Source organism: Sphingobacterium cavernae (assembly GCF_008520265.1).
Classification (GTDB): domain Bacteria; phylum Bacteroidota; class Bacteroidia; order Sphingobacteriales; family Sphingobacteriaceae; genus Sphingobacterium; species Sphingobacterium cavernae.
In genome coordinates, this window is the sequence record NZ_VIQM01000076.1 from 16,974 (window position 1) to 36,872 (window position 19,899).

The 19,899-nt window shown below is 36.3% G+C and carries 12 protein-coding genes and 1 pseudogene; 10 read left to right on the forward strand and 3 right to left on the reverse strand.

Annotation, left to right across the window (positions count from 1 at the left end; all coding sequences use genetic code 11):
- Window positions 1–819 precede the first annotated feature (819 nt).
- The 7 genes and pseudogenes from FLS47_RS14290 (at window position 820) to FLS47_RS14325 (ending at window position 4,541) form a co-directional block, all read left to right on the forward strand.
- Window positions 820–1,641 (forward strand): thymidylate synthase, encoded by an 822-nt coding sequence (locus FLS47_RS14290; RefSeq protein ID WP_149915036.1) that lies wholly within the window; start codon window positions 820–822, stop codon window positions 1,639–1,641.
- A gap of 38 nt (window positions 1,642–1,679) precedes the next feature.
- Window positions 1,680–2,036 carry a four helix bundle protein gene (locus tag FLS47_RS14295; protein WP_149915037.1) on the forward strand — a complete coding sequence of 119 codons (357 nt, stop codon included), beginning with the start codon at window positions 1,680–1,682 and terminating at the stop codon, window positions 2,034–2,036.
- 44 nt (window positions 2,037–2,080) lie between these two features.
- Complete coding sequence (locus FLS47_RS14300) at window positions 2,081–2,575, forward strand: dihydrofolate reductase (protein ID WP_149915038.1); 495 nt, start codon at window positions 2,081–2,083, stop codon at window positions 2,573–2,575.
- Window positions 2,576–2,666: 91 nt separating this feature from the next.
- Window positions 2,667–3,305 (forward strand): annotated as a pseudogene (locus tag FLS47_RS18630) (SLATT domain-containing protein).
- Entirely contained in the window at window positions 3,302–3,823 is a 522-nt protein-coding gene (locus tag FLS47_RS14315; RefSeq protein WP_149915040.1) for a GNAT family N-acetyltransferase, read from the forward strand. The pseudogene FLS47_RS18630 and the gene FLS47_RS14315 overlap by 4 nt, the downstream one beginning before the upstream one ends.
- A 126-nt stretch (window positions 3,824–3,949) precedes the next feature.
- Window positions 3,950–4,210 carry a hypothetical protein gene (locus FLS47_RS14320; RefSeq protein ID WP_149915041.1) on the forward strand — a complete coding sequence of 87 codons (261 nt, stop codon included), beginning with the start codon at window positions 3,950–3,952 and terminating at the stop codon, window positions 4,208–4,210.
- Window positions 4,200–4,541, forward strand: a complete 342-nt coding sequence (locus FLS47_RS14325; protein ID WP_149915042.1) for a cupin domain-containing protein — start codon at window positions 4,200–4,202, stop codon at window positions 4,539–4,541. Before FLS47_RS14320 ends, FLS47_RS14325 begins: the two co-directional genes overlap by 11 nt.
- 44 nt (window positions 4,542–4,585) lie before the next feature.
- On the opposite strand, the gene FLS47_RS18635 is transcribed toward FLS47_RS14325, so the two are convergent.
- The 3 genes from FLS47_RS18635 to argH all read right to left on the reverse strand — a co-directional run bounded on the left by FLS47_RS18635 (window position 4,586) and on the right by argH (window position 8,703).
- Window positions 4,586–4,825 carry a phospholipase domain-containing protein gene (locus tag FLS47_RS18635; RefSeq protein WP_262713883.1) on the reverse strand — a complete coding sequence of 80 codons (240 nt, stop codon included), beginning with the start codon at window positions 4,823–4,825 and terminating at the stop codon, window positions 4,586–4,588.
- Window positions 4,826–4,980: 155 nt separating this feature from the next.
- Window positions 4,981–7,032 carry a phosphocholine-specific phospholipase C gene (locus FLS47_RS14330; protein WP_223225302.1) on the reverse strand — a complete coding sequence of 684 codons (2,052 nt, stop codon included), beginning with the start codon at window positions 7,030–7,032 and terminating at the stop codon, window positions 4,981–4,983.
- A gap of 339 nt (window positions 7,033–7,371) precedes the next feature.
- A complete protein-coding gene (argH, locus tag FLS47_RS14335) occupies window positions 7,372–8,703 on the reverse strand; it encodes an argininosuccinate lyase (protein ID WP_149915043.1) in 1,332 nt (443 codons plus the stop codon).
- 435 nt (window positions 8,704–9,138) lie between these two features.
- Here argH and FLS47_RS14340 point away from each other — a divergent pair, with 435 nt between their 5' ends.
- The 3 genes from FLS47_RS14340 (at window position 9,139) to tamL (ending at window position 19,856) form a co-directional block, all read left to right on the forward strand.
- Entirely contained in the window at window positions 9,139–12,072 is a 2,934-nt protein-coding gene (locus FLS47_RS14340) for an alpha/beta hydrolase family protein (protein ID WP_149915044.1), read from the forward strand.
- Window positions 12,073–12,253: 181 nt separating this feature from the next.
- Entirely contained in the window at window positions 12,254–17,539 is a 5,286-nt protein-coding gene (locus FLS47_RS14345) for a translocation/assembly module TamB domain-containing protein (protein ID WP_149915045.1), read from the forward strand.
- Window positions 17,529–19,856 carry a translocation and assembly module lipoprotein TamL gene (gene tamL / locus FLS47_RS14350; protein ID WP_223225303.1) on the forward strand — a complete coding sequence of 776 codons (2,328 nt, stop codon included), beginning with the start codon at window positions 17,529–17,531 and terminating at the stop codon, window positions 19,854–19,856. The genes FLS47_RS14345 and tamL overlap by 11 nt, the downstream gene beginning before the upstream one ends.
- The last annotated feature ends 43 nt before the right edge of the window (window positions 19,857–19,899 follow it).

Here is a 19,899-nt window from a genome sequence, read left to right on the forward strand (position 1 = left end):
ATACGCTTTTTTTTAGACTTAGCTTTATAGATATAAGATTTGAGATGCTAATGACATTTTATATCTTTATTTAAGATATATTAATTGAGCAATAATGAGTTACCTTGCTAAGCACTTTAAGAAAATAGATCCTTTAGATTTTGATGATGTTTTCGCAGAATTGAAAACACCTTCGATATAAAATTTAAAGACGAGGATTTACCTAAAGTCAATTCTTTCAACGATTTATCCAAACTCACTATATCCTATTTAAATATTCCACAAATTGATTCGTGCACTTCCCAACAAGCATTTTATAAATTCAGACGAGCCTATTTACTAACACAAAATAGGAGTCAAGAAATTAAACCAAGTTCTCTTTTAAAAGAACTTTTTCCAAAACAAAACCGAAGAGAACAGATTAAAAGTATAGAACAAGAGTTAGGTTTTAAATTAAACATGCTACAACCTCCGGCATGGGTTTCGTTGTCACTATTGGGTATCTTTGTTCTTTCATGTATCCTTTTATTTGATAAAAAATTTTATGGAGTGTCAGGGATATTAATGTCAATCTTTGGCTTTTATTTTGCTTTCAAATTCGGGAATACATTAAAATTTCATTATGTATCTGACTTAATCACCTTCATGCTACAAGAAAATTATCTTCTCTGTCGGAGTTCGAAATCCTACAATCCAAAGGAAATAGAAAAGCTAATTATGCAGATTTTCATAGAAAATCTTGACTTAGACAGCAGCAAATTCGATAGCAATACAGCATTTAGTTAGTTGTAAAAAATATCTTAACTTCGTAACATTATATTCCATTTAACATATTGAAACATGAAACAATATTTAGATTTACTAAAGCACGTATATACCACAGGTGTGGACAAAACAGATAGAACGGGTACAGGTACACGCAGTGTTTTTGGTTATCAAATGCGTTTCAATCTACAAGAAGGTTTTCCGATTATTACGACTAAAAAACTGCATTTGCGTTCGATTATCCATGAATTGATCTGGTTTTTGAAAGGTGAAACAAACATCAAATACCTAAAAGATAATGGAGTAAGCATTTGGGATGAATGGGCAGATGAAAACGGAAATCTAGGACCTGTTTACGGTTCACAATGGCGTTCTTGGCCTACGCCAGATGGCAGACATATCGACCAGATTACTCAGGTAATTAATCAATTAAAGAATTCACCTGATTCGCGTCGTATCATCGTATCCGCTTGGAATGTCGCGGAAATCGAAAACATGGCTTTGCCGCCTTGTCACGCTTTCTTCCAGTTCAACGTAGCACCAGTACAACCAGAAAAAGGAATTTTGAAACCACAACTTTCGTGTCAGCTATATCAACGCTCTGCGGATATTTTCTTGGGCGTTCCTTTTAATATTGCTTCTTATGCCCTATTGACGATGATGGTCGCACAAGTTTGTGATATGGAAGCTGGTGAATTTATACATACGTTTGGGGATGCGCATATCTACAGAAATCACTTCGAGCAAACAGAATTACAATTGTCTCGTGAGCCAAAACCACTTCCTACCATGAAAATCAATCCAGAAGTAAAAGATATTTTTGATTTCAAATTTGAGGATTTTGAGTTGGTGGATTATGTATTCCATCCACATATCAAAGCTCCTGTAGCGATTTAACTCTTAATGGTTGATGGTAAATGATTAATGATGTATAAATGAGAGAGAATATCATTAAAACCATCAGTTTTGAATTTGCGGTCAGAATCGTGAAGCTTTCTCAGTATTTGCGTGAACAGAAAAAAGAATTTGTACTGAGTAAACAATTAATTCGCTCAGGAACGAGTGTTGGTGCTATGGCTCGAGAAGCAGAACATGCGGAATCAAAGTCTGATTTCAAACATAAAATGAGTATTGCAGAAAAAGAAATCAACGAAACTATATACTGGTTGGAATTATTGAAAGAGACGGATTATCTCACAGATGAACAATTTGAAAGTATAATGAATGATGCGATAAAAATCATTAAGCTGATTACATCAATTATAAAAACAACGAAAGCAAATATGAGTTAATGTGAGTTTAAACCTTACATTTAACCATTAATAATTAATAATCAATGAGTGATACTAAAATAACATTAATCGTAGCTGCTGCGGAAAACAATGCCATCGGCAAAGACAACCAAATGTTGTGGCATTTGCCGAATGATTTTAAGTATTTTAAGAAAAATACATTAGAGCATTCGGTGGTGATGGGGCGCAAGACTTTTGTTTCCATTGGGAAACCACTTCCAGAGCGTCGCAATATTATTTTGACACGTGATATGAACTACAGCCACGAAGAAGTAGATGTAGCGAATAGCGTACAAGAAGTATTAAACTATTGCCGTGACGAGCGCGAAATCTTTATTATCGGTGGTGCAGAAATCTACAAGCAAACTTTGCCTTTAGCAGATAAAATCTTGTTGACACGAGTACACACAACTATTGATGGCGATGCGTATTTTCCAGAATTATTAGACCACGAATGGAAATTAATAAGCGCTGAAAAGCACGAAAAAGACGAAAAACACGCTTTTGATTATACGTTCGAAGTATACGAAAGGGCGTAACTATATATAACTTTCCTTCCAAAAGCATCTCCCACATACTTTTGGAAGGGAAGATTTTTAAAGACCAATTATTAAACTATAACTCTGTATTATGTCTCAAAATATTAAGACTACATCCGGACAACTTTATCTTGATAAAGATTTTAGTGTTGAATTAAATTTTAAATTATGGAGTACAAAAGGTGCAAGATTTGTTGCAAGTCATCGTATGAAAATAATTAATAGACTTTCATCATACTCTATTGGATTTTTGTCTGCATATCTTATAATTTTAGGATTATTAAGTGTTTTCGAAATAGATTCCACATTGGACATTTCTTCCAAAGAATATGCTTTTGTATCAACCGCACTTTAAATTTTAATTCTGGTTTTTAGTCAATTAGAGGGTTATAATGATTATAGATTAAGAGCAGAAAAATTTCATGATTGCACTTTAGAAATTAGCGATTTATATAATGAATTAAGATATTTGAAAACGAGTGAAATGACTCCAAAACAAATAAACAAATTATCTGAAGACCTTTCAAAAAAATATGGTATAGTTCTTAAGAAATATGAAAACCACAAGTATATAGATTTTCTTAAATTCCAAACAACAAAAAATGATTATTTTAAATTGCATTGGACAGAAATTTTTATCATTAAAATAAAGTATTATTTAAATACACATTGTTTATATCATTTGCTAATTATTTTGCCACCTATTTTAATTTATTTTTTATTTAAATGATCGAAATAACCATCCGAGAAGAACAACCAGCAGATTTCCAAGCTGTTTATGAAATCAATAAACAAGCATTTGGACAAGAAGCAGAAGCAAAATTAGTTGATGCATTGCGTAACAGTGATGCTTTTGTACCTGAACTTTCACTAGTTGCAGAACTGGACAATCAACTGGGTGGGCATATATTTTTTACGAAGATTAAGATTGTAAATGGTGATTTAGCGCATGAATCTTTAGCTTTAGCACCCATGGCGGTAAAAGAGGCTTACCAAAAACAAGGCATTGGTGGAAAACTCATTCGTGAAGGACTAAAACGTACTGCGGCATTGGGTTTTGTTTCTGTCATCGTCTTAGGTCACGAACATTATTACCCGAAATTTGGCTTTGAGTCTGCTTCCAAATGGAGAATTAAAGCGTCTTTTGATGTGCCCGATGAAGTATTTATGGCAATAGAACTCATTCCAAATGCACTAGAAAATATTAGCGGAACGGTGCAATATCCTAAAGAATTTGATAGCGTATAAATTTTTGCTAAATCTATAAGATTTAACTATTCATATTTTAAAAAAAATACAAAAAATGATTTTTAGCATATTTTTGAAATTAGAATTTTCTTAATTTTAGCGCACTAAAATTACCTAAACAACAGCATGGAATTATCGAGTATATTCGAACAAGATTCGGATGAGCTGAATAAAAAATTGAACCGTCTTAAGACGGAAAAAATAATTAATGCCGTGTTAGTTGGGTTTACGATTGGAGTATTTGCTTATAGCGCAATTAAAGGTGGCTTGGGCTTCGGTTCTATAATGACATTGGTAGTGGCTTATTTTTTTATCAAAAACGCCAATAAAAGTAATACGTTAGCTAAAGAAATAGAAAAAGAACTGGAGTTGCGCAATGCAAAATAAAATGTCTTCATTATACTATTCGGAAACCGATACCGATTGGGAGGTTTTAGATGAACATGTAAAACGCAAAATTTGCCTGTACACAGCAGATCTTATGCTGGTCAAAGTACGATTTACCAAAGGCGGCATTGGTGCATTGCATCAACACCCTCACACGCAAATCTCACATGTTCAATCCGGGAAATTCAGCTATACGATTGGAGAAGAAACCAAAATAATTGCAGCTGGTGACAGCTGCATTATTCCGAGCAACATTATTCATGGTTGTGAATGTCTGGAAGACGGTGAACTAATCGACAGTTTCAATCCTTGTCGCGAAGATTTTTTATAACAACATAAATAGGCTTCCAAAATGGAAGCCTATTTATGTTTAAATTACGCCATCAATGGATCTGAAATACTTGGTTTACCATTCTCCATGCGTCCAGCATAGTGTCTTTGCCAACCTTCTACTTTTAAAGTAACATCATACCAACGACCAAAATCTTGCGTATCAATTTGAATGCTAGTTGATTTATTTGGCTTAATAGTCACTGTTTGATTGCGCTTAGTATAGGCATTTTGGACGATGATTTCTTTGCTCTTAGTAGAAATATTTTCAATATGAATTAGCAAATTACTTTTTGCCGAATAGCTGATTTTAATTTTTAATGGTTCAACTCCTCCTTGAGATACTAATTTTTGATAATAGCCATTTGGGCCTTTTATGGCAATATCATAAGCACCATCCCTTGCTTTATCCCAACTGTACTCTAATTGCTCTCCAGCAGCTACAGCAAAAGATTTGTTGAAACGATTTTTTGCAGCAAATCATATACATTGAAAGCTCCAGCCAGTGATTTTTCACCAAAGAGCTTATTCGATGCTTCAAACCTTAATTCCAATTTTCCATTATTGTGCTTTTCCAGCACATACAATTCGTAGCAAATCGCATTTGAAGGTTTCGTCCCTGATTCTTGGTAAGGCAATGCAGCGTGTTTTGCACCCGACTTTATTTTATCAATTTCAGATGGACTGAAATCCTTAAATCCATCGGGCAAAGGTTTGTTTTTCGCGCTATCAATTTCTGCTATCTGCTTTTTCATCTCCAGAAATTCAGGCAAATTCACTTTCTCTCGTGAATTGTATGTTCGAAACACTGATGTCAAATCCCCCGTAATTGCTCTACGCCATTTCGAAATATTCGATTCGATTATATTCTTATTATATTTTTTATTCAAAAAAACTTCCAAAAACTGAATTGTAGAGGTAATATCACATACTTCAGAATTGACCCAACCGCCGCGCGTCCACGGAGAAGCTATGATTAATGGCACGCGATAACCTAAACCAACAGGTCCTTCCGTGGCATTGGCTTCACTTATACCCGAAGCCAATTCTTGTTCTTTCGTCACAAATTCAGTCTGCAAACCTTCGCGCAATTCTGCAGAAACTATACCTGAGGATTCATCTCCAGGTTTCGGTGCTACAAAAGGAGGTACATGATCAAAATATCCATCGTTCTCATCGTAATTGAGAATAAATATCGTTTTCTTCCAAACTTCAGGATTTTTGGTCAGAATATTCAATATCTCAGAAACATACCACGCGCCATACATTGGTGCGCTAGGATGATCCGAAAAATACTGTGGCGCACACAACCAACTTACGGTTGGCAGTTTTCCAGATTCGACATCTTTACGAAATTGATAAAGAATATCTCCTTTTGGAATTTGAATTTTTGATCCTTCAAATTCTACCTCTTCTGTTTGGTGGTAATTGGGATCACCTTCATTAGTTTGAAAAGCACGTTCGTGCAATTCCTTCTCAAAGGCTGAGAGCTTAGCATATTTTTCTTCCGAAAATTGCTCTACTTCACGCTTGAAACTCTCTAACTGGTTTTGTTTTTGGGTAAGTGTATTTTTAATTTTTTGTGCATTGGAATCAGAGGCTAGCTGCTTCTCCAATTCGGCTATCTCTTGTGGCAACTCCGCTATTCTTCGCTGATAAAAATCGATATGACTTTTCTTAAAACGCACATTATATTGCGAAAACCATTCTAAATTATTATCTGTGAAATTACCCAACAACCCCTCTCCATTACCCGATATTTCATTTTGAAGGCTGATTTCATTTTGATAAACTTTCCAGCTCACAGCATTTTCTTGCAAGTGCTCTGGAAAAGTTTTCCAGCTAGCCATCTTGTTGTAATAGGTATCCGAATTGCGAGTTAATGGCTTACTTTCAGAATTTGGAGCGCATTTCCCAGTCCAAAAATAATGGCGATTAGTCGTTGTACCTGTTATCGACGAACAGAAATGTTGGTCACATATCGTGAATGCATCCGCAAAAGCATAGTAAAATGGAATATCCTCGCGTGTGTAATATCCCAATGTCAGCGGTAAATCTCTGTATTCTTTGCGACCAGATTGTTTCCAATCCAACCATTTATCAAATTTTCCTTCGTTCCATGCACCGATTTGATTTTCCCATGAATGGGGTAAATCACCACTCCAACTAGCCTTAGAATTTTTGATATCCATGCGGAATGGTGCGAAAGTGTGCCCTTGCTTATTGGATTGAAGCCAGACAGGATTACCATTTGCTAGCGTGATGGCACGACGATCATTGAATCCTCTGACGCCCCTTAACGTGCCAAATGAATGATCGAAAGAACGGTTTTCCTGCATCAACATCACGACATGTTCCGCATCCATAAAAGTAGATCCTTCTAAAGGATTGATGGCTAATGCTGCTTCAATTGATTTTGGTAAATGGGCGAATATCCCGAAAGAACCGGCCAATAAACCAGCTTTCTTAATAAATGATCTTCTATTTTCCATGCAAAAGGAACGTACGGTTTATAATGTGTACAATATATAAAAACATCTAAAATAAATTACTGTTGTGCCCATTAAAATAGATGTAACAAAAATGAATCATAGCGACATTCTTTTAAGTGTGATGCATTTATCTCAGAATTGTTAACGGGTAATACAGACAAAAGCAATGAAGATTTATTCATCTGTGAGCCTCTAATTTTCAGCAGTACTACATATAATTTTTGATTGTGTATATCTGCTAAAGAAATTATAAATCAAAATTCCGTATTTGGTTAAATAGTTGGGAAACAAAAAGGTGTTCCTTATAAGAACACCTTTCCGAATATAGTTTTAAAATATCTACTTTACTAATTCTTCTAACGCTTTTTCCACTTTTTCAAAGCCAAAGTCTGCTTTCACCTCGCCAAACATGCGTTGGATTTGATCATTGCAAAGATTACCAATGCTTCCTTCGTGTGTGTGGTTAACTTCTTTAGAAGGTTGGAATGTTCCTTCTTCAATAGCCAGACCGATATTTTTATAAGCTTCGCGGAATGGTATACCTTGTAATACTTCATTGTTTACCACTTCCACAGAAAACAGATAGTCGTATTTTGGATCATCCAAAATACTATCCTTTATCTCAATATTCTCCAACATAAATGTAGCAATCTCCAAACATTCATTTAAAGATTGGAATGCAGGAAATAAGTTTTCTTTCAACAATTGTAAATCGCGGTGATAACCAACTGGAAGGTTTGTCGTCATCATGGCAATCTCTGTCGGTAAAGCTTGGATTTTATTACAACGTGAACGAATTAATTCAAAAACGTCAGGATTCTTTTTGTGCGGCATGATACTCGAACCTGTTGTCAAATGCGCTGGAAAAGAAATAAACCCAAAGTTTTGGTTGATAAACAAGGTTACGTCCATTGCGAATTTGGCCAACGTTGCGGCAATAGAACTCATCGCTTGCGCAAGAATTCGCTCCGTCTTACCTCGTCCCATCTGCGCGTACACTACATTGTAATTCAAATCTTCGAAGCCCAATAATTCTGTAGTCATCGTACGGTTCAATGGGAATGAAGATCCATAGCCTGCGGCTGAACCCAACGGATTCTTATTACAAACAGACCAAGCAGATTTCAACATATGCAAATCATCTACTAAACTCTCAGCATACGCTCCAAACCACAATCCAAAAGATGATGGCATGGCAATCTGCAAATGCGTATAACCTGGCATCAACACATTTTTGTACTGCTCACTGAGCTTAATCAATTGGTTGAAAAGCAATTCTGTAGTATTGAAAACATTGTGAATTTCCGAACGGAAATACAATTTCAAATCCACCAAAACTTGGTCATTGCGCGAACGACCCGAATGGATTTTTTTGCCAGCTTCGCCAATGCGTTGTGTCAACATCATTTCCACTTGGGAATGCACGTCTTCTACACTAGCTTCGATTTGGAATTGACCAGCTAATATTTCTTTGTATATATTTTTTAGTTCTTGCTGAACCGCAGACAAATCTTCGTCCGTCATCAAGCCAATGCTATTCAACATACGCGTATGTGCTAGTGAACCCAACACATCTGCACTCGCCAAATGCATGTCCATCTCACGGTCTTTGCCTACTGTAAACGATTCAACAAAAGAATCTACATCAATGTTTTTTTGCCAAATTTTCATTCAAAAGTCGTTTTGAATCACAAAAATACCATAAATTTAGATATAACATTTATAAACTTAATCTTTTCACAGGATGAGGAAATTACTAAACTTTCGATTTAATCCTGTAAAAGGTATTTTTCTCTCTGTCATATTATTTTTTGGAGTACCAATAATGAGTTTTGTACTTCTTGGACTAGCAACAGCCTATTCTTTCGAATTATTGGAAACGTTGATGCAAATTATTGTATTCAATCCTTATATATTAGGCACTATATTAATATTCTCCTTTTGCCTATTTATAACTTCCTCCATGATGCTAATCATTAAAACAATTAGGAACAAAGCCTTGGACTGACATTTTATTTTCAACACTTATAACATATTTAATACAGTATAAAAGATTGAAAGATAATAAATACCTTTATGTCGTATTATTTAACCTATAGAAAATAAATGACAAAAAAATCAATATTATTTTTTGCGTGTCAACTTGCTTGGTTAACACCATTTGCTCAAGAAAGTCCAAAACCACTCACTTGGCAAGATATCCCGACCTGGGAATACGTACGATTAAATGGTGCTTCTCCTTCACCTGATGGCAAGTGGCTGGCTTATGTATCAGGACCGACACAAGGAGACCTGACTTTGACATTGAAAAGCACAGCGGATACGACGAAGTTTGATTACAAAATTGGTGGCGCTACCTCTCCAATTTTTTTCAATAATAATGCGCAATATTTCAGCTTCTTTGAGAATCCAAAATATACAGAGATTAAGGCAAATGAAAAATCGCGTAGACCTTCAAGTAAGAAATTGAAAATTGTGGCATTAAAAGATACCGCATCAGTGACTTTTGATAAAGTACAGAGTCTCAGTTTTTCGAATGAAGACAGCAAATGGGTAGCCATTCGTTTTGAAGGACAAGGTGGCGCACCAGCTTCACCAATGGCTCCACGTCCTGAAGGTGCAGTAAAAGGTTCGGACTTATTGTTATACAATTTAGTCAACAAAAAGAAATATAATTTAGGTAATGTGAGCGAATACAGTTTCAACAAATCGGGACAGTATTTAGCATATATAATCGATGCCAACGGCAAAAATGGAAACGGAATCTTCCTGATGGATTTAAATACAGGAATAGTCAATGCGCTGCATAATGACGATGCTAACTTTTCAAAATTAGCGTGGAACAAAGAAGGTACAGCTTTTGCATTATTAAAATCCAAATCTGACAAAAAGTACAAGTCTCCCGTTTACACTTTATTAGGTGTTAAAAACTTAAAAGCACATAATGCAGATGTATTTACTTATAGCGGATTGGATGAAAATCAAATTACAGCGGGGTATGGCATTAGCGAGAACTCATCGGCGTATTGGAGTAAAGATTTAAAAACGATATTCTTTGGCGTAGCCAAATTAGAAAAAGCGGAAGACCCAAAATCTACTGAAAAGAAGATCGACAATATCGCAAAAGCGGATGCTAAAAAAGCAGCAGAAAAAGATTCTATAGCTGCCAAAAAAGATACAACGCAGATTGCTGCAAATACAAAACAAAATTCTGCGCCTAAAAAGCCCGAAGTCAATAAAAAAGACTTAGAAAAACCAGATATGATCATCTGGAATTGGCAAGATGTACGCTTGCAATCTGCACAAAAAATGCGTCTGCAATCAGATAAAAATTATACAACAATGAGCGCTTGGGACGTAGACGAAAACAAATTCGTCTCTCTAGCTGATAGCGCCATCAAATCAATCGCACTTTCTCCAAATCAATTGGTAGGCTATGGATTTGATTACAAACCATACGAATTCGAAGCAAATTTGAATGGACAAACTTTTGGCGACTTGTACATTGTAGATATCAAAACAGGGAAAAAACAGTTAGCCTTCAAAAAAATGTATTTGAATGCGATGCGTGCTGTACAATTCTCTCCACTGTCTGATTACTTGTTATTCTATAATGATGGCAATTACCATACATTGAATACGAAAACGTTAGCTGTAACTAACATTACAGAAAATATCAATAGTTCTTTTGTAGATATATTGGCTGATCACAACGTGGATAAGCGTGGAATTGGTCCATTTGGATTTAGCGCAGACAACAAATTTGTATTGTTGAGAGACAATTTTGATGTTTGGAAAGTGTCGATCGATGGCAAATCTGCTATTCAATTGACAGATAATTGGAAGAACCAAAAGCTATTGACTACAAATCTCAATTATATCTATACTGACGATGATTTCATTGATCTAAAAAAAGACCAGTATTTCAATTTGTACAATCACGCCACTAAACAAAAAGGTGTGGCTTTATTACCTGCGAATGGTAAGAGATTGGAAATTTTGAAATTGGATGACATCAACTTTGGAGGCATTCGTAAACCAAAAAACAGCTCAAACTTATTCTACACAATCGAAAAATCGAATGTTGCTCCTGATATTTTTGTGTCAACAGATAAAAATTTAGCGCAAGAAAAAGTTTTGACTAATAACACGATTGATAAGCAAAAAGATGTACTATCTGCTGGATCGAAGCTCATTTCCTATGTTTCGGCACATGGCGATACGTTAGAGGCAACATTGTATTTGCCTGCTAACTATGTAGAAGGTCAATCTTATCCGACGATTACCTATATCTACGAGCGTCTGACAGAAGAGAAAAATAACTATTCGCAACCAGCTTATCCAGGTGGTGGTTTTAATCGTGCGATGTATACCAATAATGGTTATGCGGTATTGATGCCAGATATTAAATACAAATTGAATGATCCGGGTATGTCGGCAGTAGCATGTGTCGTTCCGGCTGTAAAGGCTGCAATTGCATCTGGGATTGTAGATGAGAAAAATGTAGCAATCCACGGTCACTCATGGGGTGGATACCAAACATCATTCCTTATCACACAAACTGATATATTCAAAGCTGCAGTTGCGGGCGCACCATTGACCAATATGATTTCAATGTATTCTTTAATTTATTGGAATACAGGCTCATCAAATCAGAGTATCTTTGAATCTAGCCAAGGTCGTCTGACAACAGGCTATTGGGACAATTGGGATGCTTATGTACGTAATTCGCCTATATACCATATCGAAAAAGTGAATACGCCATTAATCATCATGCACAATGACAAAGATGGAGCTGTAGATTACACACAAGGCGTGGAATATTACAACAGTTTGCGTCGTCTCAACAAACCAGTGGTTATGCTAACTTACAATGGCGAAAATCATGGTCTAGTGAAAGAGGTTAACCGAAAAGATTATGCAGTACGCATGATGGAATATTTTGATTATTACCTTAAAGGCAAACCAGCACCGGATTGGTGGGCAAAAGGAATTGATTTTATTGATTTACCTAAACACTTAGAAGATCGCGCATTTTAAAATTAAAAGCTAGTCAACTGACTAGCTTTTAATTTTTTAGTATATTAGATATTGAAAAACAAAAAGAACATTTACCATAACATGGATTTAATTTTGGCTTTTCCGCATTAAATAGTAAACATTTCAACTATTTTTATGTTATTATTTCAGTGTTAACATTATTAAGTAGATAAACTCAGGTTTGAATAGATTTACCCGTGTCGCTGTTCGTATTTTCCTTTGGATAATAGGTTCAATAATAGCCCTATTGCTCTTGGTCGTATTTTTAATACGCCTGCCTGCTGTACAAAATTATATAGCAGGAAAAGTATCAACCTACCTAGAAAACAAAATTGGAACTCCAGTAAATATTGGCTACGTGAATATAACTTTCCCGAAAATGTTGGTATTGGAGAATGTGTATTTCGAAGATCAATCGCGCGATACCTTGATCGCTGGCGAAAAGATCAAAGTGGACATCGATATGTTTAAGATTTTCAAAAACACAATCGAAGTTCAAGAAATACAACTAGCTGGTATTACTTCTAAAATAAAGCGTACTGCCCCTGATGGGAATTTTAATTTTGATTATATCGTAAGAGCTTTTGCTTCGGAAGAAGAAAGTACGCCTACAGCTACAGATACGACTTCCGCATTGATCTTTAAATTAGACAAAGTTGGTTTAGAGCGCATTCATTTTGTGTACAATGATGATATGATTGGTACTTCAGCCGATATACGATTGAATAAATTGGATACGCGGGTGAAAACTTTTGATTTGGCAAACAACATGACTTTTGATTTGCCAAATATTAATATTGATGGTTTGTCGGCTATTGTTAAGCAATGGGCGCCAGCAACCGAAAGCAAAGAAGTAAAAGCGGAAGATTTTGGTATTACAGATGCGTCTGTTAACGAAACGTCTCTCCTACCAAATCTAGGAACAGAAACCATCACATTGAAAAACATTTTTGTCAAATATGACGATGCATCTTCTGCGATGAAAACACAATTTGACATTAAAAACCTTTCTGCGAATGTTGACCAAATTGATTTAAACAAAGAAATAGTCAATCTCAAAGAAGTTATTTTAAATCAATCTGATTCGTATGTTGTCTTTGATAAATTTACTAAAGTCAAAGAAACGGCAGACACAGCTTCTGCTCCTGTTAATTGGATAGTATCAGTAGATAAAATTGCTGTAGACAAAACGAATTTCTTATTCCGTGACGACAATCAAGCGCGAATGAAGGGCTTTGATTATAGCAATATAGGGATTAAAGATCTCGCAGGAGCAATTAAAGGTATTTACTACTCCAATGATTCCATTTCAGGTTCTGTTCAAAATTTAACAGCAAAAGATCATTCCGGCTTGTATTTAAAACAAATGAAAGGTGATTTTGTGTACGGAAACACTGGCGCAGTTATTGAGAATCTGCTAGTTCAAACCCCTAAAACAATCATTCAGGATTATATCAAAGTTTCCTATCCTTCGTTGGACGCTGTATCTAAATATCCACACCTTGTCACAATTGATGCGCGCATCAAAAAAACGCAAATCGATATGACGGATATCAAATTCTTTGCGCCAGATCTAGAGCAAATGGATGTGATGAAACCATTGATGACACGTAAATTCTACATTGATGGTCGTGTGGTAGGACGTTTAGATGATTTAACTATCCCAAATTTGGAATTCAAAACTTTAGATAAAACACACATCATTGCGTCAGCTAAGATCAAAGGTTTGCCAAATACAGATAAGCTTAACATCGATTTAAATCTTAAAAAATTAACTACAGGCAAAGCAGATTTGGATCGATTAGTGGCAAAATCCTTGTTGCCAAAAGATATGACGATTGAATATCCAAATTCAATATCATTGACAGGTACATTTAAAGGTGGAATGAGTGGATTTGACGCCAATATGAAACTTGTCACTGATAAAGGGAATGCCGCTGTGAATGGTTATCTCAATATGGCTGGACGAGACACCACATACGATGCACAAGTTTCTATTGATAATTTCAATTTAGGTCATCTTTTAAAACAAGATTCTGTATTGGGTATTATCTCCGCTGATGCACAAGTAAAAGGTAAAGGATTAAATCCCAAAACCATGGCTGCTGACGTCAAAGGTACCATCAATCGTTTTGATGCGATGGGTTATGCTTATCATGACATCAATTTGGACTTGATGGCGCAAAGTGGCGATATTGCTGGCTCTATAAACAGTACCGATCCGAATATTCGTTTTCAAGCCAATCTTGCAGCCGATATGCGGGATACATATCCTAAGGTAAAGATGAATATGATGATCGACTCCGTCAATTTGCAAAATCTAAAATTGATGGATCAAAATTTCCGTTATCACGGTAAAATCGACGCCGACTTTGAAACTGCAGATTTAAATTATTTGAATGGAAGACTTCATGTTTCTCAGTCTTCTATTGCATACAATGAAGAACGTTATGCCTTAGATACCATCTCCTTGATTGCACGAGCAGATACTTCGCGCAATATGTTGATGTTACGCTCAGAATTTTTACGTGCCCATTTAGTCGGAAAATATAAACTGACTGAACTGGGAGCATCCATGCAAGACGTTGTAAGAGTTTATTATAACCCGAATAATGAGCCACCAAAAGAATTGAAATACGATGCACAGAATTTTGAGTTTTCTGCTACTTTAAATTATTCTCGATTCTTAAAAGATTTCTTCCCTGACATTCAGAAAATGAGTGATATCACCTTGGATGGTACATTCAACAGTCAGCAAAAAAGCATAATGGCAAAACTCTTGGCGCCTAGTATTATTTACGGCGGTATTGAGGTTGATCGTTTGGGTATGGATTTTATCACGGTCGATAGTACATTGTATTATTCTGCGCTAATTGACAAGATAAAAGTCAATCAAATTGAGCTGAAAAACACCACTTTAAGTGGACAAGCCGTTGAAAATAATTTAGATTTTGGGCTTTGGATAAAAGATAAGCAAGATAAAGATCGTTACCATTTGGGTGCACGAATGGCCGTAGATCAAGGAAATTACCTATTGAGTCTGTTGGAAGACGGCTTAATGTTGAATTACGATACATGGCAAACTTCTCCAAGCAATCAGTTGAGCTTTGGAAAAGATGGAATTCGAGCACATGAATTTGTGTTGAATAATAATGGTCAAGAGCTGCGTATACAATCCCAAGATTCTACATTGAATGCACCAATTGATGTGACTTTTAACAATTTCCGTATTGAGACCTTGACAGAAATTTTAGAGTCAGATACGTGGAATGTTGGCGGTGGAATCAACGGTGCGGCGACAATTTCTCGTCTGGATGCAAAACCTGTTTTCGTATCGGATTTGGAAATCAACAAATTCTATTTTGGACAAGATACTGTTGGAAATATTTTAGTGAATGTACACAACCAACAAGAAAACACTTTCTCGGCGGATGTTCGTATCACAGATAATGGCAATGATGTGCAATTATTGGGTGAATACATTGCTCCTCCTAATGGCACTCCGACATTCAATGCAAAATTGAATTTAGCTCCACTAAAAATGAAAACTATCCAAGCATTTAGCATGGGTTATCTAAAAAATAGTGAAGGCGATTTAACTGGTATGCTGGACATTTCCGGTAATTTGGATGCACCAAAAATCAATGGTGATCTAACATTCAATAAAGCCAGACTAAATGTTGCGATGCTAAACGCTGACTTTTTGATGGACAATCATAAGATCAGTTTCACGAATCAAGGTCTTCAATTTAGACAATTCTTGTTGAAAGATGGAAAAGGAAACGAAGCCAAATTGAATGGTACGATACTCACTAAAAACTATACAGACTTCGATTTCAATTTGAATTTGACAACGAATAATTTCGCTGTCGTAAATTCTACGCGTGAAGACAACGATTTGTTTTACGGCAAACTGTATGCGACATCAAACATCCGTATTCGTGGAAATATTGACAAGCCAGTAATCGACGGAAATGTGTCTGCCAACGAAAACACAGATTTTGTTTTCATTGTGCCAAATGAAAACCCTGGTATCGCCGAGCGAGATGGCGTTGTGAAATTCGTAGATAAAAGTGATACAGTGCGCAATAATGTATTCGCGAAGTTAGATTCGATGACTACCGCAACACGTCTTACAGGTATGGATTTATCCCTCAACCTAAGTACAGATCGAGATGCCAAATTCAAAATAATTATCGATGAAGGCTCGCAAGACGCCTTGAATATTCAAGGTCTTGCGGAATTGACTACTACAATTGACGCCAGCGAAAAAATCACCATGTCCGGGACTTTCACTGTTGAAGACGGAAATTACTCTTTCAGTTTTGGTCCGATTAAAAAAGAATTTGATTTCCAAAAAGGAAGTACAATTACATGGAATGGAGATCCGCTAGATGCTAGACTAGATATTACAGCCTTGTACAAAGGTCGCTTCCCTACGCTAGATTTGGTAGCCAACCAAATTGGAACAGAAAGTGGTAACTTGTACAAACAACGTATTCCTTTTGATGTAAAATTGATTTTGACTGGCGAATTATTCAAGCCACAGATCGCATTTGACATTGATCTTGACGAGAATAACGCGATAGTTTCGCAAGATGTCGTATCAAAAGTTAATAATGCTTTGGTTGCATTGCGTGATGATCCAGCAGAATTGAATAAACAGGTATTCTCGTTAATCATCATGGGAAGATTTATGTCAGCAAATCCATTCGAAAGTTTGTCTGGTGGTGGCGGTGTGGAAGGCATCGCGCGTAGCTCAGTAAGTTCGTTCTTGACTGGTCAATTGAATAATTTGGCTTCCAACTTGATACAGGGAGTTGAGCTAGACTTCAATTTGCAATCCGAACAAGATTACCTTTCTGGATCTGCACAAAATAGAACGGATTTGAACATCGGCGTTTCCAAAATGCTATTTGATGACCGCTTAAAAATTACGATTGGCTCGAACTTCGAAGTCGAAGGAAAAACCCGTCCAGGCGAGAAACCGAATAATATTGCAGGTGATATTTCTTTGGATTATCAATTATCAAAAGATGGTCGATACTTCGCCCGAGTCTACCGTAAAAACCAGTATCAAGCCACTTTGCAAGGACAATTCGTGGAAACAGGTATTGGTTTCATTATCAACATGAGCTACAATCAATTCAAGGAACTATTTATGAATGAAAAAGCTTTGGCAGCCTATGCAGACCCTAATAATAGCAGTTTCCGCAGAAGATTTAATGTAGAACGAATGGAAATCGATTCAGCTTATCGTGATAGTGTACGTTTGGTCATTCGCGATAGCATGATGACACATAATCCAGCATATCGCAAACGTGTAGAAGAACAACAAAAGAAAGAAGAATTGAATAGAATCCAACGTGATTCTACCGAAAATGAGAAAGATACGACAGACGTTAAGTCCATCAAAGACACAGCTATTCGCAACGAAGATGAGGAAAGGAGATCGAATGAAAAGTAAAAGAATTGGCATTGCACTATTAAGCACATTGTGCTTGTATATGATTTCTTGTAGTACAACGAAACATCTTCCAGAAGGTGAGAAATTGTATGTAGAAGGTGATGTCAAGCTGGAAATGGACAGCAATGTAAATGCTGAACGCAAGCAACTCTTTGAAGAACATTTGGAAGGAATGCTGATGCCAAAGCCAAATAAAAAAGCTTTTGGCGCAAAATGGAAACTGATGATGTGGAATGCTGGTGGTGGTTATGACACGACGAATAATTTCTTCCAGCGTTGGTTGAAAAAACGGGGTGAAGAGCCGGTGCTCCTAAGTGATGTTAATCGCGAATACAATGAGAATTTACTCCGAAACCGTATGGAAAATTTGGGTTTCTTCAATGCAACTGTTAGTTCAGATACGAGTATTGATGGAAAAACAGCCAAAGTTATCTACACAGGAATTCCGCGTAAAATCTATCGTATAGACACAGTAGTGTTTGAAATTGATTCTGCAAGCAATATTGGAAAAGATATAGCGTCTACAAAGTCCGAATCCCTTCTTAAAAAGGGTTCAAACTACAATTTGGATGTAATTCTGAATGAGCGCGATCGTATTGACAATGATTTGAAAAATAAAGGATATTACTATTTTAATCCAGATAATATTTTGGTAGAAGTAGATAGTACCGAAGGCGATCATAAGGTAGATATGTTTCTAACTATTAAACCTGAAACTTCCGCTCAAGCAAAAAAACCACAAAAAATTGGCGATATTTTTATCTACCCCAATTATACATTGACCTCACAAGGGTATAGCAGAAGACCAAATACGGAGTATATGGAGCTATTCAATGATAATTATTATATCATTGATAGACAGAATACATTCAGAAAAAAAGTATTAGCTAATCATATTTTCTTTCAAAAAGGTCAAGTTTACAATAGACACGATCACAATCTTACGATTAATCATTTGGTAAATCTTAATGCATTTAAATTCGTCAAGAATAGCTTTGAGCCAAATCCAGATTCAGCAAACACATTGGATGTATATTATCATTTGACGCCATTACCAAAGAAATCATTACGTTTTGAGTTGTTGGCAAAAACCGCTACGGTCTATAATGGTTCGGAGGCGAATGTAACCTGGACACTGCGTAATGCCTTCAAAGGTGCTGAAACCGTTTCTGTAAATGTATTTGGCGGGTATGAGACACAAACAGGTGGTAATGTTAACTTAAATTCTTCGTATTACCGCTATGGTGCTGAAATGGCTATTACTTGGCCGAGGCTTTTGTCACCTTATAAATGGACGCCCGGTAGACGTTTTATTCCCAAAACTTATTTAAAATTTGGCTATGAGTTTTTGAATCGTCGTACGGCTTATACCTTAAATTCATCGAGTTTGAACTATGGTTATATGTGGAAAGAAAATGAGCAAAAACAACATGACTTAACTTTAGCAGAAATTATCTACGTACAACCTCGCAATATTTCCGAAGCCTATCAAGCGCAAATGGATACCGTTCCTACGTTGCGCCGTATTGTAGAACCTCAATTTTCTTTCGGTCCAAATTATACGTATACCTTTACAAACACTATGGAGGAGTCTAGAACAAATACATTTTATTTCAAAGGTGGGATGAATTTGTCTGGAAATGTATTGGGGTTGATTCAGGGTGCAAGCTATAAAAATGACAATCAGAAAGAATTATTCGGAACCATATACAGTCAATTTGTGAAGATTGAAGCCGATGGTCGCCATTATTGGAAATTGGGTCAGCATGCACAATTGGCATCTCGCATAATGTTAGGAATGAGTTATTCCTATGGTAATTCGCGTTCACTGCCCTACTTGAAGCAATTCTATTCGGGTGGACCGAATGGATTACGAGCATTTCGTGCTAGAGCTGTAGGACCTGGTTCTGCCCTTCCAGAAAATTTGGGTGAAGATAATTTCTTTGCGGATCAAACTGGTGATTACAAATTGGAACTAAATACCGAATACCGCAACCGTATAGTTGACTTCGGTGTTGGAATTCTGAATTGGGCTGCCTTTGTTGATGCTGGTAATGTCTGGTTGCAAAATAGAGATGACGGCAAGTTGGGCGGAAAATTATCGAAAGAATTTTTGTCTGAATTGGCAGTTGGCGCTGGTGCTGGTTTACGTTTTGATTTTACATTTTTAGTTCTTCGGACAGATTTAGCAATTCCAGTTCGCGTACCTTACTACCCAAAAAATGACCGTTGGGTCATCAAGGATATTGACTTCAAAAATTCACAGTGGAGGCGTGATAATTTGGTCTTCAACTTAGCAATAGGATATCCTTTCTAGCCAGAAAGGATATTTTATTTTAAGGCATTCTTCATTAAGTGAT